The sequence below is a fragment of the Kitasatospora sp. NPDC048365 genome, assembly GCF_043200835.1.
Classification (GTDB): Bacteria; Actinomycetota; Actinomycetes; order Streptomycetales; family Streptomycetaceae; genus Kitasatospora; species Kitasatospora terrestris.
Genome location: NZ_JBICYJ010000018.1, coordinates 40,045 through 53,028 on the forward strand (window position 1 = coordinate 40,045; position 12,984 = coordinate 53,028).

Annotated in this window: 12 protein-coding genes; 6 read left to right on the forward strand and 6 right to left on the reverse strand. The window is 71.3% G+C overall.

Annotated features, from left to right (window positions below; all coding sequences use genetic code 11):
* Positions 1 to 248 precede the first annotated feature (248 nt).
* Positions 249 to 1,247: a LysR family transcriptional regulator gene (locus ACGFX4_RS19665; RefSeq protein ID WP_393075765.1), complete on the forward strand. Its 999-nt coding sequence runs from the start codon at positions 249 to 251 to the stop codon at positions 1,245 to 1,247.
* A 640-nt stretch (positions 1,248 to 1,887) separates the two neighbouring features.
* Here the strand turns inward: ACGFX4_RS19665 and ACGFX4_RS19670 are convergent.
* Positions 1,888 to 2,502: a TetR/AcrR family transcriptional regulator gene (locus ACGFX4_RS19670; protein WP_393075768.1), complete on the reverse strand. Its 615-nt coding sequence runs from the start codon at positions 2,500 to 2,502 to the stop codon at positions 1,888 to 1,890.
* A 90-nt stretch (positions 2,503 to 2,592) separates the two neighbouring features.
* Between ACGFX4_RS19670 and ACGFX4_RS19675 the strand changes: the two genes are divergently transcribed.
* The 3 genes from ACGFX4_RS19675 (at position 2,593) to ACGFX4_RS19685 (ending at position 5,665) form a co-directional block, all read left to right on the forward strand.
* The gene (locus ACGFX4_RS19675) at positions 2,593 to 3,855 is read left to right on the forward strand and encodes an NADH:flavin oxidoreductase/NADH oxidase family protein (protein WP_393075770.1); all 1,263 of its coding nucleotides are present in this window, start codon (positions 2,593 to 2,595) and stop codon (positions 3,853 to 3,855) included.
* Between the two features lie 151 nt (positions 3,856 to 4,006).
* Positions 4,007 to 4,939 (forward strand): hypothetical protein, encoded by a 933-nt coding sequence (locus ACGFX4_RS19680; protein WP_393075773.1) that lies wholly within the window; start codon positions 4,007 to 4,009, stop codon positions 4,937 to 4,939.
* A gap of 234 nt (positions 4,940 to 5,173) precedes the next feature.
* Positions 5,174 to 5,665 (forward strand): hypothetical protein, encoded by a 492-nt coding sequence (locus ACGFX4_RS19685; protein ID WP_393075776.1) that lies wholly within the window; start codon positions 5,174 to 5,176, stop codon positions 5,663 to 5,665.
* A 323-nt stretch (positions 5,666 to 5,988) separates the two neighbouring features.
* Here the strand turns inward: ACGFX4_RS19685 and ACGFX4_RS19690 are convergent, their stop codons facing one another.
* From ACGFX4_RS19690 to ACGFX4_RS19710, 5 genes are all read right to left on the reverse strand, one after another.
* Positions 5,989 to 6,636 (reverse strand): histidine phosphatase family protein, encoded by a 648-nt coding sequence (locus ACGFX4_RS19690; RefSeq protein ID WP_393075779.1) that lies wholly within the window; start codon positions 6,634 to 6,636, stop codon positions 5,989 to 5,991.
* A gap of 15 nt (positions 6,637 to 6,651) precedes the next feature.
* Complete coding sequence (locus tag ACGFX4_RS19695) at positions 6,652 to 7,722, reverse strand: phosphotransferase family protein (protein ID WP_393075782.1); 1,071 nt, start codon at positions 7,720 to 7,722, stop codon at positions 6,652 to 6,654.
* Positions 7,722 to 8,480: an SDR family oxidoreductase gene (locus tag ACGFX4_RS19700; RefSeq protein WP_393075785.1), complete on the reverse strand. Its 759-nt coding sequence runs from the start codon at positions 8,478 to 8,480 to the stop codon at positions 7,722 to 7,724. Before ACGFX4_RS19700 ends, ACGFX4_RS19695 begins: the two co-directional genes overlap by 1 nt.
* Positions 8,481 to 8,583: 103 nt before the next feature.
* Entirely contained in the window at positions 8,584 to 9,804 is a 1,221-nt protein-coding gene (locus ACGFX4_RS19705; RefSeq protein WP_393075788.1) for an acyl-CoA dehydrogenase family protein, read from the reverse strand.
* Positions 9,805 to 9,878: 74 nt separating this feature from the next.
* Complete coding sequence (locus ACGFX4_RS19710; protein WP_393075791.1) at positions 9,879 to 10,478, reverse strand: TetR/AcrR family transcriptional regulator; 600 nt, start codon at positions 10,476 to 10,478, stop codon at positions 9,879 to 9,881.
* A 119-nt stretch (positions 10,479 to 10,597) separates the two neighbouring features.
* Between ACGFX4_RS19710 and ACGFX4_RS19715 the strand changes: the two genes are divergently transcribed.
* Both ACGFX4_RS19715 and ACGFX4_RS19720 read left to right on the forward strand, forming a co-directional pair.
* Positions 10,598 to 11,557 carry an NAD(P)H-quinone oxidoreductase gene (locus ACGFX4_RS19715; RefSeq protein ID WP_393075794.1) on the forward strand — a complete coding sequence of 320 codons (960 nt, stop codon included), beginning with the start codon at positions 10,598 to 10,600 and terminating at the stop codon, positions 11,555 to 11,557.
* A 262-nt stretch (positions 11,558 to 11,819) separates the two neighbouring features.
* Entirely contained in the window at positions 11,820 to 12,899 is a 1,080-nt protein-coding gene (locus ACGFX4_RS19720) for an NAD-dependent epimerase/dehydratase family protein (RefSeq protein WP_393075797.1), read from the forward strand.
* Positions 12,900 to 12,984 lie beyond the last annotated feature (85 nt).

The following is a 12,984-nucleotide window of genomic DNA, read 5'->3' on the forward strand; positions in this document are numbered from 1 at the left end:
CCTGTTCGGTCAGGTCACCGCGCACTCGCCCGAAGATCCCGCTGAGATCCGAAGACTCCCCGAAGCCGTCTGTGGTGTGCCGGCGACAGGTGCCGCCGTTTCCGAGACCCGGCACGGCTCCCTGGATCGCGAAGGCGTTCACGACGGCTCTACCGGGCACCGTTTCCTCCATCGGCCGGCCCGCGACTGCGCGGCCCTGTGCAGAGGCATGCAGCATGTGCTCCCCTTTCCTCCTGAGTGGATGGCCCATGGTGGCAGCGGGTCTTAACCGGCGTGAAACACCGAAAACGGCCGCCAACTACAACATGAAGGTTGTGGATGTGAACCTGCGCAGATTGCGTTCCTTCGTGGTCCTCGCCGAGGAGTTGCACTTCACCCGCGCCGCCGCAAAGCTGTTCGTCGCCCAGCAGTCCCTGAGCAAGCAGATCGCCGAACTCGAGGCCTCACTCGGCACGCCGTTGCTGCGGCGCAGCTCCCGGAAGGTCGAGCTGACGGCTGCCGGGGTGGCTTTCCTGGCGACGTCCCGCGAGGTGCTCGCCCGTTTCGATCTCGGTGTCGCCGAGGCCCGGCGGATCGGTGAGGGAAGGGACATCACGGTGCGCGTGGGCTTCATCGCGGGCGCGGCGCTCGAGTTGACCACGCCGATCTTCACGGAGTTCGCCGGCCGGTACCCGGGAAGCAGGCTTCAGCTGCAGGAATTCGACTTCGCCGACCCGTCCGCGGGCCTCGCCGACGGAACGACCGATGTCGCTTTCATCCGGCTGCCGAGCTCCACCCATGGCCTGGTGACGAGTCCGCTGTTCACCGAGCCCTGTGTGGTCGGTGTGTATACAGCGCACCGTCTGAGCGACCGCGACCGTATTCGGATCGACGACCTCGTCGACGAACCGATCGCCATCGGCCGCACGCAGGACACCGTCTGGCGCGACTTCTGGACCCTGGCCGGCCCCCTCGGCAGCAGAGCCGCCCGTATCCTCATCGAGACCAGCACCCAGAGCGAGGAGATGGAGGTCGTCGCGGCCGGCATGGCGTGCGCCATCACGCCCGCGGCGGCAGGTCGCTACTCCCCGCGCCCCGGCATCCGCTTCGTTCCCATCGATGACTATCCTGGCTCGACCGTTGCCGTAGCCCACCGCTTGAACCCGGTGAATCCGCTGGTCACGGCTTTTATGGAGGCCGCAGAGGCCGTGCGTGAGCGAGAGTCGCGCGTCATCCAGCGGATCGAGCGCTGGGACCAGTACGTCTAGGGCTGAGCGTTGTCTGGGGGGTGGGTGTCGCTCCGTGAACGAATCCAGCTGCCTGCATACCCGGCGCCGATGACTGACCAGGGCTGATATTGGGCGGACCACCGCTCCCATGCGTTCCGCACCGGCACGATTCGGCAAGCCGTGGACCGAAGAGCACCCATGAACGGCCAGCAGAAGAAGCACACCGTCCGCGCCGTGCGCTCGGCCCGGCCGGCCAGGACTTCGGGCGGCGGGTGCCGACGGTCGCGGTTCCTGGCCCCTGCTGCCTCGGGTCGGCAACTGGGGCAGCGTCAGCAACCGCCGCCTGCAAGCGTTCGGATTCCGCGGCACCGAAGTGTGCGGCCGTCATCCGTCCCGACCACTGTCTTCCGACTTGTCGAGGCCGACGGCGGCCGGCTGCGCGGGCCGTCAACCTGATGCCGCATCACACGTCATGCAGGCAGAGGAATGAGGGAGACGCCCACTTCCCCGCCCATCGGATCGACGCCCGCTGGGAGGCAGGGTCCAGCGGCAGCACCGTCCGCCCTCCAGCACAGGCGGGCCTCCCTCCCCTGAGACGTGCCGGCCCCATGCCGTCCACCCCGATACGGCCGCGCCGGACGCCGGCCATGCCGGCGCTGAGCCTCGCGCAGGGCACTCCCTAGGCGTTGACCTGCTCCGGCTCCGGCCGGGACATCGCCGGCGCCACGGTGAGCAGTGCTTCGACTGCGGCGTTGACCTCGGTCGACACTGCCTCGGGGGTGGAGGCGTCGAGCTTCCCGTCCAGGTACAGGAAGGCCAGGCCGTGGACGAAGGCCCACACGGCGGTGGACAGGGCCTCGGGGTCGGAGTCGGGGAAGACGCCGTGGACGATGGCGCGGACGTACTCCCTCATGGCGGCCGTGGCCGCGGCCCGCTCCTCGTTCGTCGGGTCGCAGGGTTCGGCGAACATCACCCGGAACATCGCCGGACGCTCGATCGCGAACCGGACGTAGGCGACGGCGACGGCTGAGAGGTCTTCGGGCGTGCGCGGCGAGGGATGCGCTGTCGCCAGGTGGCCGGCGAGTTCGACGTAGCCCTCCGCCGCGACGGCGGAGACGAGCGCGTCGCGGTCGGCGTAGTGGCGGTAGGGGGCGGTCGCCGATACGCCGGCCCGGCGGGCGACGGCCCGCAGGGACAGGCCGGCGCTGCCGTCCTCCTCGAGGAGTTCCCGGGCGGCGCGCAGGCACGCGGCGCGCAGGTCGCCGTGGTGGTACGAGGCGTTTGCTTGTGGCATGGGTCACCCTCTCCAATGTTTGCACCGCCCACATCATTGCCCTAATGTAAGCGATGTACACATCCTAGTCGATGGAAGAGGAAGAATCTCATGGTTGGCGAACTGTTCACGCCGCTGTACCTGGGCTCCGGGGCGGTGCTGGCCAACCGGATCGCGAAGGCGGCGATGGAGGAGAACATGGCCGGCGCCGGCCAGCTCCCCGACGAGCAGCTGATCGGGCTGTACCGGCGCTGGGCGAGCGGCGGCACCGGTCTGCTGATCACCGGCAACGTCATGGTCCACGCCGAGGCCCTGACCGGCCCCGGCGGCATCGTCCTCGACGACGCCGCGCCCCTGAAGCCGTTCGCCGAGTGGGCGAAGGCCGGCAAGTCCGCCGGCGGGGCGATCTGGATGCAGATCAACCACCCCGGCCGCCAGATCGCCTCCGACATGCCCGGCGTCGTCTGGGGCCCGTCCGACGTCGGCGTCGACCTCGGCAAGCACAGCGGCCGCTTCGGCCGCCCCACCGCCATGACGCCCGAGCAGATCGAGGCCACCGTGAAGCGCTTCGCGGTCACCGCCGCCCGCGCCGAACAGGCCGGGTTCGACGGGGTCGAGATCCACGCCGCCCACGGCTACCTGCTGTCGCAGTTCCTGTCACCGCTCGTCAACAAGCGCACCGACGCGTGGGGCGGATCCCTGCAGAACCGGGCCCGGATGCTCCTGGACACCGTCCGCGCCGTCCGCACCGCGGTCTCGCCGTCCTTCACCGTCGCCGTGAAGCTCAACTCCGCCGACTTCCAGCGCGGCGGCTTCGACGCCGACGACGCACGCCAGGTCATCGAGTGGCTCGCGCCGCTCGGCGTCGATGTGGTCGAACTCTCCGGCGGCAGCTACGAGAGCCCCGCGATGACCGGCCGCGCCACCGACACCCGAACCCAGGCCCGCGAGGCGTACTTCCTCGAGCTCGCCAAGGACCTCGTCACGACCAGCCCGGTGCCGCTGATGCTCACCGGCGGCATCACCCGGCGCGAAACCGCCGAGCAGGTCCTCGCCAGCGGTGTCGCGGTCGTCGGCATGGGCACCGCCCTCGCCGTCACCCCCGACCTCCCCAACCGCTGGGTGAACGGCCGCGAAGCCGATCGGCAGATGCGCCCCGTGACCTGGAAGGACAAGTCCCTGTCCTCCGCCGCCAGCATGGCGCAGGTCCGCCGCCAACTGCGCCGCATCGCCCGCGGTGCCGAGCCCAAGCCCGGCATCCACCCCGCCGTTGCCCTCATCGCGGAGCAGCGCCAGCAGCGCCAGGCCCTGCGCCGCTACCGCACCTGGCTGCCGACCCGGCAGAAGGCCGCTGTGGGGAACTGGCAGCGGTAAACCAAGAGCTGCGGATGCATCGTGGCCCCTCCCTCTGGGCAGGCGGGCGGCAGCCACGATGCATCCGCGCATTTCGTCTGTGACGGATCCCGGTCCGGGCAGGAGAGTCGTCCACTGGCGCGGCGGACGTCGGGTCGATCGAGGAGGTGCCATGCAGCAGCCGTCCGCACCGCCCGGACTCGCCGTCGCCCTGCGCACCGGGCCGTTCCACCTCGCGCTGCGCACGGCGATCGCCGCCCGCGGCCTGGCCCTGCACCGGCTCCAGCAGCACTTGGCGCAGCGCGGCGTCCGGGTCGGCGTCACCAGCCTCAGCTACTGGCAGCAGGGCCACCGCCGTCCCGAACGCCCCGAGTCGCTGCGGGCCGTGGCGGTGCTGGAGGACGTGCTGGAGCTGCCCGAGCACTCCCTCACCCGGTTGCTCGGGCCGCGCCGGGGCGGCCACGACCCGGCCGTGCCTGCGGTCCGCCCTTACCGCGACCTCATCGGGCCTGCCGAAGCCGTCGACGGCCTGCTCGCCGTCCTCTCCGGCCCACCCGACACCGGGCTGCACACCGTCGCCCACATCGAGCGGATCCGGGTCGGCGCCGACCGCCGGCTGCTGCGCCGTGACTCACAGCACGTGCTGCGCGCCCACCGCGACGGCGTAGACCGCTACCTCGCCATCTACCAGGGCGACCCCGGCATCGACATCGACCGGGTCCGGGTCCGTGCCGAGGAGAACTGCCGACCCGGCCGGATCCGCCGCGACCCCGGCGCACACTTGCTGGTCGCCGAGCTCCTTCTCGACCGCCGCCTGCGTGCCGGCGACACCCATCTGATCGGCTACGGCTTCGACGAGCCGCAGGCCGCGCAGCCCAGCCGCGAGTACGTGCGCGGCTTCAACGCGGGCGCCGGCCAGTACGTCCTCCAGGTCACCTTCCACCCCACCGCCCTCCCCGTGCGCTGCGACCGCGTCACCCTCCGGACCCCGGGCCGGGCCCCTCTGGAAACCGAGGAGCAGACCCTCGACAGCCACCACTGCGCCCACCTCGTCGCCAGCGACCTCCCACCCTGCATCCTGGGCCTGCGCTGGGACTGGGAGTAGCCCCGGCAGGGACGCCGGGAACTGCGCGAGCAACTTGTCCCGTGTCTAGGACGGTTTTCCTTGGCCCCGGGGTGAGTTGGCCCCACCGGTCGATCGGCGCGGTGGGTGTGCAGAACGCAGCGGTCGTCACCGGCCGGCATGGGCTGGTCTGACCCCTGGGCTACTCTCTGGTCGGTCGGCGGCGGTGGGCGGCGCCATCTTGAGGTGCGGGGACTTCCCGCCGGAGGAGACCAGATGAGGACCGTCAGCGATTTCGTTCCCCTGCTCGGGGCTCCAGTCCGGCAGGACGAAGGGCATCTGATCAAGGAGATCGCCGCGGCCTGGTCGGTCACCTTGCCCGAGGACTTCATCGCGATCGCTGGCGCGTACGGCGACGCGGCCATATCGGACTACATCTACATCTGCGGGGCCCGGACGCTCCGCAGCTACGCCGAAGGCATGGGCCGGAAGCTGGAGGCGTCCCGTACGGTTCCGCACGTCGTGCTGCCCTCTCCCGGCGGGGCGCTGGTCTGGGGGAACACGGTCGAGGGCGATCAGTTGTTCCTCGTTCCTCGCCAGGGCGGGGCCTGGACGGTCTCGGCGTTTCGCCGCGGCTGGGCGGACTGGCACGACACCGACCTGGGCTTCGGCGACTGGTTCCACCTCGCGCTGACCGGCCGGACGGCCACGGACTGGCTGCCGGAGTGGGAGCCGCTGCCGCACCCCGTGGAGTTCGACGAGGAGTGACAGAAACGTCGAGCGGGCGACCAGCCAGGGGTGGGGCCACTTCAATCCATTCCTTCTCGGCACCGCCCCAGGCCGTCACCCGCAAGGCCTGGAAGTAGGTGCCAGGTGAGCCCCGTTCTGGTGGGGGCCAAAACTCACCGGCACAGACATGTCCGCCCACCATGAGAGCGCGCCACAGCATCAGCCGCCGTCTCGCGGCGCGGGCTCCGCCGACGCTCTCCTGCCGCTGCGTGCCTTCCCTGTGGCTCCGCCTCGGCACCCTCGTGCCCTCCCGTTCCTGCCTCACCCCGGCGGGCCCTGCCGGAAGCCGGTCGGCGCCGCGTTCAGCGGTAGCTGCGCAGATGGCTCCGTTCGCCGGTGAAGTGGGCGTGCTCGTTGAAGGTCAGAAGACCGGTCCCCGACGCGCCGATCACCAGGGTGCTGACGGAGGCGTTGACGGTCACGCGGTGGAGTGCGGCGACCCCCACCGGAGGCAGTGCCAGCAGGTCGCCGCAGAGCGCGGATATCGGTCCGGCCGAGGTGACCACGACCGCGTCGCGGCCCCGGCCGAGCGCATCGGTCAGCTCGGCGAGCGCGTCCTCCACCACCTGCTCGAAGTCGGCCCACGATCCACCGCCCGCCACGGTGCCGTCCACCATCCATGCCGTGAGCGCGTGATCGATCAGCTCCTGGACGGAGGAGGCGCCCTGCGACGAGCCGGCGTAGTGCTCCAGCAGGGCGTCGTGGTCGTACTCGTTCCAGCGCGAGTCGTGGTGGACCTGTCGGGTGAATCCGGCTGCCTCCGCGAGCAGGCGGGCGGTGTCGCGCTGACGGGCCAGGGTGCCGGACACGAGGTGCGGGTCTCGAAGACCGCGGCGGGCGAGTTCGCGTCCGACGGCGGCGGCCTGGGCGCGGCCGAGCTCGGACAGGACGTCGTAGTCCTGGGCGCCGGCGGACGCCTGACCGTGACGAACCAGGCAGATCAGTGGCACGGGGCACTCCTTCGGTCAGTCTTGACCGGCTCGGCGGATGGTGGAACGGCACCGCCGGTCGAGGTAGTTGACGGCGATCCAGAGGTTGCGGAAGGCCGGGTTGCGGGTCTGCCGGTGGTGGTAGCGGTAGTAGATCTGCTGGGCGATCACGGCGAGCCGGAACAGGCCGAAGACCTCGTAGTACGGCCAGTTCTCCGCCGGCAGACCCGTCCGGGTGCAGTACCGCTGGACGATCTCGGCGCGGGTGAGCATGCCGGGCAGGTGGCTGGGCTGACGGCGCAGCGCCTGGGCGATCCGTCCGTCGTCGGCCTGCACCCAGTAGGCGAGGGCGCTGCCGAGGTCCATCAGCGGGTCGCCGATCGTGGCCAGTTCCCAGTCGAGGACGCCGGTGAGGCGCAGGTCGTGCTCGTCGAGGACGAGGTTGTCCAGGCGCCAGTCGTTGTGGACGACGCACTGGGCCACGTCGTCGGGCTGGTGCTCGTCGAGCCAGGCCATCACCCGGTGGAAGCTCGGTGTGTTCCAGGTGCGTGCCTGCGCGTAGCGGCGGGTCCAGCCGTCGACCTGGCGGCGGACGTAGCCCTCGCCCTTGCCGAGGTCGGCCAGTCCCGCGGCGGCGGCGTCGACCCGGTGCAGGTCGGTGAGGGAGTCGACGAAGGCTTCCGACAGTGCCCTGGCCCGGGCGGGTGGCAGGGCGGTTCCGGCGGGGAGCCGGCCGCGGAGCACGATGCCGGGCACGCGGTCCATGACGTAGAAGTCGCTGCCGAGGACGTCCGGGTCCTGGCACAGGGCGCGGACCGTGGGGACGAGCGGGAACGCGGGCTTGAGCGCCTGCTGGACGCGGTACTCGCGGGCCATGTCGTGCGCCGAGGCCGCCTTCTTCCCGGCCGGGGGGCGGCGCAGGATCAGTTCTTTGTCCAGGTGCGGGTAGCGCAGCAGGTAGGTGAGGTTGGACGCGCCGCCGGTGAACTGGACGACCTCGGGCGGGGGGCCTGCGAGTCCGTCGACCTGTCCGGTCAGCCAGGTGTGCACCCGGGCGGTGTCGAAGGCGTCCTCGGCCCGGACGGCGCCCTGGTCGGTGTCGCTCATCAGCCCGCCCTGGTCACGAGTCGCAGTGGGAGGTGGCGCATGAGGAATCCCATCGGGACCCAGGGCCACCCGGGGACCTTCGCCTCGGCGCTCTCGCGTTCGATGGCCCGCACCATGGCGCGAACCCCCTTCTCGGTGGAGGTCATCATCGGCGTCCTCGCCGCGCCCGCGCTCAGGTCGGTGGCGATGTAGCCGGGGTGCAGGGTGGTGACGGCGATCGGCGTGCGGGTCTGGAGCATCTCGGCCCGGATGCCCTCGGCGAGGGCCGAGAGGCCGGCCTTGCTGGCCGCGTACGTGGTGAGGCTGCGCGGCAGGCCGCGCAGCGCGCTCATCGAGGAGACGACCACGAGGTGGCCGGCGTTCTGGGCGCGGAAGATCTCCATGGCGGCCTCGCACTGGGCGAGGGCGGCGGTGAAGTTGGTCTGCGCGGTCTGGAGGTTGGCGTCGAAGCGGCCGGTGCCGATCGGGCGCCCCTTGCCCAGGCCCGCGTTGACGACGACCCGGTCCAGGCCGCCCAGGTCCGTGTCCAGGGCGCGGAAGACCTCGAAGACCTGCGGGTGGTCGTTGACGTCCAGGCTGCGCACGGAGACGGTGATACCGGGGTGGGCGGCCAGCAGTTCCTCGCGCAGCGCCTCCAGCCGGTCGATCCGGCGGGCGCAGAGCGCCAGGTCCCGGCCGCGGGCGGCGAAGGCGCGGGCCATGCCCTCGCCCAGTCCCGAACTCGCTCCGGTGATGAGTATTTTCCTCCGTGTGGTCACGGTGTCCTCACGTACTCCTTCCGGTCCTGGCGGCTGGGGGTCCCGACCTCGCGGGGGCTGCTGGCGGTCGGCGGCGCAGCGTCGGGGAGGTGATTGCGCGGGCTCATCCCGCGGCCTGGGCATGGCCGCGAAGTTCGATGCGGGCGACGACTCCGAGGTGGACCTCGTCGGGGCCGTCCGCCAAGCGCAGCGCGCGGGCGGCGGCCATGGCGCCGGCGAGCGGGAAGTCGTCGGACAGGCCGGCTCCGCCGTGGAGTTGGATGGCCATGTCGATGACGTCGCAGGCCATCGCCGGGACGGCTGCCTTGACCTGGGACAGTTCGTTGATGGCGCCGAACACTCCGGCGGTGTCGAGCAGCCAGGCGGCGTGCAGGACCTGGAGGCGGGCCTGGTTGATGGCGATCCTGGCGCGGGCGAGGCGTTCGCGGTTGCCGCCGAGGTTGGCGAGCGGTTTGCCGAAGGCCGTGCGGGACAGGGAGCGCTCGCAGGCGAGCTGCAGTGCGCGTTCGGCGAGTCCGATCAGTCGCATGCAGTGGTGGATGCGGCCGGGGCCGAGGCGGCTCTGGGCGATGTCGAAGCCGCGGCCGGGGCCGGCGATCACGGCGCTCAGCGGCAGCCGGACGTCGGTGAAGCTCACTTCGCCGTGGCCGTAGGGTTCGTCGAGGTAGCCGTAGACCGGCAGCATCCGCTCGATGCGCACGCCGGGGGTGTCCAGGGGAACCAGGACCATGGAGTGCCGGGCGTGGCGCGGCGCCTGGGGGTCGGTCAGTCCCATGAAGATGACGAACCGGCAGCCGGGGTGCCCGATGCCGGTGCTCCACCATTTGCGGCCGTTGAGGACGACGGTGTCCCCGTCCACGGTGGCGGTGGCCGCCATGTTGGCGGCGTCGGAGGAGGCGACGTCCGGTTCGGTCATGCAGAACGCCGAGCGGATCTCGCCGCGCAGCAGCGGTTCCATCCAGCGGGTGCGCTGCTCGCCGCTGCCGTAGTGCAGCAGCACCTCGGCGTTGCCGGTGTCGGGGGCGTTGCAGTTGAAGATCTCCGGGGCGATCGGCGAGCGGCCCATCAGTTCGGCGAGCGGGGCGTACTCGACGTTGGTCAGGCCCGCGCCGTGGACGGTGTCGGGGAGGAAGAGGTTCCACAGGCCCGCGGCCCTGGCCTTGGCCTTCAGTTCGTCGATCACCGGCGGGACCGATGTCCAGCGGTCGTCCTGGGCCCGGAGAGCGGCGTAGTACTCCTGCTCGCGCGGCAGGACTTCCGCGGCCATGAACGCTTCCACCCGCTCGATGTACTCGCGTGCCCTGGCCGAATGTCCGAAGTCCATGTGCTCCCGCCTTGTCGAGCATTGCTCAGTAGTTGAAGGGGATGTGGGCCGGGCGCCTCGCGTCCGGCGGGGTTTCAGCGGTCGCGGTCGGTGAACCGGTCCATGACCTGCTCGAGGCTGCCGACCAGCAGGTCGACCAGGTCCGCCGTGGTGACGACCTCGTCGGTGGCCCCGATGGCCATCTCCTCCGCCATGGCCAGCCAGCCGAGCACGGCGAGGCGGTGCAGCGGCGCAGGGTCGGGGACGCCGGCGGCGTCGAGGACGCGGTCCGCGAGGGTGCGGCGGTTGTCCTCGAAGACCTCCAGCACCCGTTCGTCGCCGCCCGCGCCGGCCCGCACCAGGGCCACGTAGTTGACCTTGCGGCGCTGGATGAACGACACGAAGCCCTCCACGATCCCGCGCACCCGCTCGGCCGGCGAGCCTTCCTCCGGCGCCTTGGCGTGCCGCAGCAGCCGGCGCCCGGCCGCCTCGACCACCGCGACGTAGTAGTCGCGTTTGGTCGGGAAGTAGCGGAACAGCAGGCTGCGGGAGATGCCGGCCTCGGCGGCCACCTCGTCGATGGACATTTCGTGGATGGGTCGGGTGGTGAGCAGCCGCAGGCCGATGCCGATCAGCTGTGTCCGGCGCTCTTCGGGCTTGAGGCGTACCCGCACCTGTGGGGCCGTGGCGGTCATGGTTGCGACCCTAGACCTATTGAGCACTGCTCAGCAAGGGTCAATGTTGACACTGCACACTCGATGCCCCTAATGTGTACGGTGCAAACATTGGCTTGCCATGCGAACGGACTTGCACCATGAAGGCAATCACGATCAAGGAGTTCGGCGGCCCCGAGGTCCTGGAGTGGACCGAGGTCGAGGACCCGACCCCCGCGGCGGACGAGGTCGTCATCGACGTGGCCGCCACCGCCCTCAACCGGGCCGACATCATGCAGCGCTGGGGCCTGTACCCCTTGCCGCCCGGCACTTCCCCCTACCCCGGCCTCGAGGCCTCCGGGCGCATCAGCGCCGTCGGCGAGGGCGTCACCGGCTGGAGGATCGGCGACGAGGTCTGCGCCCTGCTCACCGGCGGCGGCTACGCCCAGAAGGTCGCCGTCCCCACGGGCCAGCTCCTGCCCGTCCCCAAGGGCGTCAGCCTCGTCGAGGCGGCCGCCCTGCCCGAGGCCGTCGCCACCGTCTGGTCCAACCTCGCCATGACCGCCCACCTCGAAGCCGGCGAGACCATCCTCGTCCACGGCGGCGCCGGCGGCATCGGCACCACCGCCATCCAGATCGCCAAGGCCCTCGGAGCCCGCGTCGTCACCACCGTCGGCGGCCCCGAGAAGGCCGCCCGCGCCCGGGCACTGGGCGCGGATGTCGCCATCGACTACCGCACCGAGAACTTCGCCGACCACGGCCCCTACGACGTCATCCTCGACGTCATCGGCGGCGAGTACCTCCAGCGCAACGTCAGCTCCCTCGCCCCGGACGGGCGCCTGGTCGTCATCGGACTGCAGAACGGTCTGGAGGCCACGCTCAACCTCGCCGAGCTGGTCTTCAAGCGCGCCTCCGTCCACGGCACCACCCTGCGCACCCGCCCCGCCGCCGACAAGGCCGCGATCATCTCCGAGGTCCAGGAGTGGGTCTGGCCGCTGATCGAGGACGGCACCGTCAACCTCGTCGTCGACCGCATCCTGCCGCTCGCCGCCGCCGCCGAGGCGCACCGCCTCATGGAGGCCGGCGGACACACCGGCAAGATCATCCTCGTCAACGACTGAGCAGGACAACCGGCGTCCACCCGCGAGGTGACGCACGGGCGTGACCGTCGAGGCCGAGGCGCCGGCACCGCCGGATCCCCCTACCGCGCGACTCCGCCCCAGAATCCGCCCCCGTCCCGTCCGGCACGGGGGCGGATCCGCGGGCACGGGGCCGGTGCCTCCGGCGCCTCGGCCCTGCCCCGCACAGCCAGGACGGCCCCCGACACCACGGCCGGCCCCAGCCGCCAGCCCCACATGCCCAGCCCGAGAATGGGAGAACCCCTTGGACAGCCGAATCGATCTCGGCGGCCTGCCTGTCGACACGAGCGCGCCGGTCCTGGTGACCGGGGCCACCGGATACGTCGCGGGCTGGATCGTCAAAGCCCTGCTCGACGCCGGGGTCACGGTCCACGGCGCGGTCCGCGACCCGCGAAACACCGGCAAGGTGCGACACCTCCTCGCCGCGGCCGACACCTCACCCGGCACACTGCGCCTGTTCGCGACCGACCTGATGCGCGAAGGCTCCTACCGGGAGGCCATCGAGGGCTGCCGAGTCGTGATCCACACGGCCTCGCCGTTCACCCGGTCGGCACCGGATCCGCAGCGCGACCTCGTCGACCCGGCCGTACGGGGCACCCAGAACGTGCTGAACACCGCCACAAAGGCGGCAAGCGTCGAGCGGGTGGTGCTCACCAGCTCGCTGGCCGCGATGGTCGGCGACGCCCAGGACGTCCGACGCATTCCCGGCCGGACCGTGACCGAGGAGAGCTGGAACACGACCTCGTCACTGACCCGCGAGCCCTACAGCTACTCCAAGACCATGGCCGAGCGGGAGGCCTGGCGGATCGCTTCGGGCCAGGACCGCTGGCGCCTGGTCACCATCAATCCCGGCCTGGTCATAGGCCCGGCACTCAACCCCAATCCGACCAGCGAGAGCTTCGCCATCGTCCGGCAGATGACCAGCGACGGGGCCGCCTTCGGCGCACCCCGCATCGCCGTGGCCGTCGTCGATGTCCGCGAAGTCGCCTACGCGCACCTGGCGGCCGCCTTCCTGCCCGAGGCGGAAGGCCGCAACCTCGTCGTGGCGGAGGCCACCGACATCGTCGACCTCGGCCGCCGGCTGCTCCCCGCCTACGGAACCCGATTCCGCCTGCCGCGCCGAGCGGTCCCCAAGGCCCTCGCGGTCGCCCTCGCGCCGGCGGTCGGCCTCTCCCGCGAATACCTGCGACGCAATATCGGCTTCGACCTCCGCAACGACACCACCAAGAGCCGCCGCACACTGCGCGTACGCTACCGACCCGCCCAGGAATCCATGGAGGACATGGTCGGCCAGCTCACCGCGTCCGGCGCGCGCAGGCGCTGACCGGAGCCGGGCGAGGCTCAGCCGACGGCAGGCCGTGGCCGCACCCGGCCCCGTCAGGCACGGTCCACCGTCGCCAGGAACCGCG

What these genes read in the sequence shown, in the direction of transcription:
- ACGFX4_RS19685 (WP_393075776.1), top strand. Translation starts at nt 5,174, where the DNA reads ATGAGGACCGTCAGCGATTTCGTTCCCCTGCTCGGGGCTCCAGTCCGG.
- ACGFX4_RS19665 (WP_393075765.1), top strand. Translation starts at nt 249, where the DNA reads ATGGTGGCAGCGGGTCTTAACCGGCGTGAAACACCGAAAACGGCCGCC.
- ACGFX4_RS19710 (WP_393075791.1), bottom strand. Translation starts at nt 10,478, where the DNA reads ATGACCGCCACGGCCCCACAGGTGCGGGTACGCCTCAAGCCCGAAGAG.
- ACGFX4_RS19670 (WP_393075768.1), bottom strand. Translation starts at nt 2,502, where the DNA reads ATGCCACAAGCAAACGCCTCGTACCACCACGGCGACCTGCGCGCCGCG.
- ACGFX4_RS19705 (WP_393075788.1), bottom strand. Translation starts at nt 9,804, where the DNA reads ATGGACTTCGGACATTCGGCCAGGGCACGCGAGTACATCGAGCGGGTG.
- ACGFX4_RS19695 (WP_393075782.1), bottom strand. Translation starts at nt 7,722, where the DNA reads ATGAGCGACACCGACCAGGGCGCCGTCCGGGCCGAGGACGCCTTCGAC.
- ACGFX4_RS19675 (WP_393075770.1), top strand. Translation starts at nt 2,593, where the DNA reads ATGGTTGGCGAACTGTTCACGCCGCTGTACCTGGGCTCCGGGGCGGTG.
- ACGFX4_RS19680 (WP_393075773.1), top strand. Translation starts at nt 4,007, where the DNA reads ATGCAGCAGCCGTCCGCACCGCCCGGACTCGCCGTCGCCCTGCGCACC.
- ACGFX4_RS19715 (WP_393075794.1), top strand. Translation starts at nt 10,598, where the DNA reads ATGAAGGCAATCACGATCAAGGAGTTCGGCGGCCCCGAGGTCCTGGAG.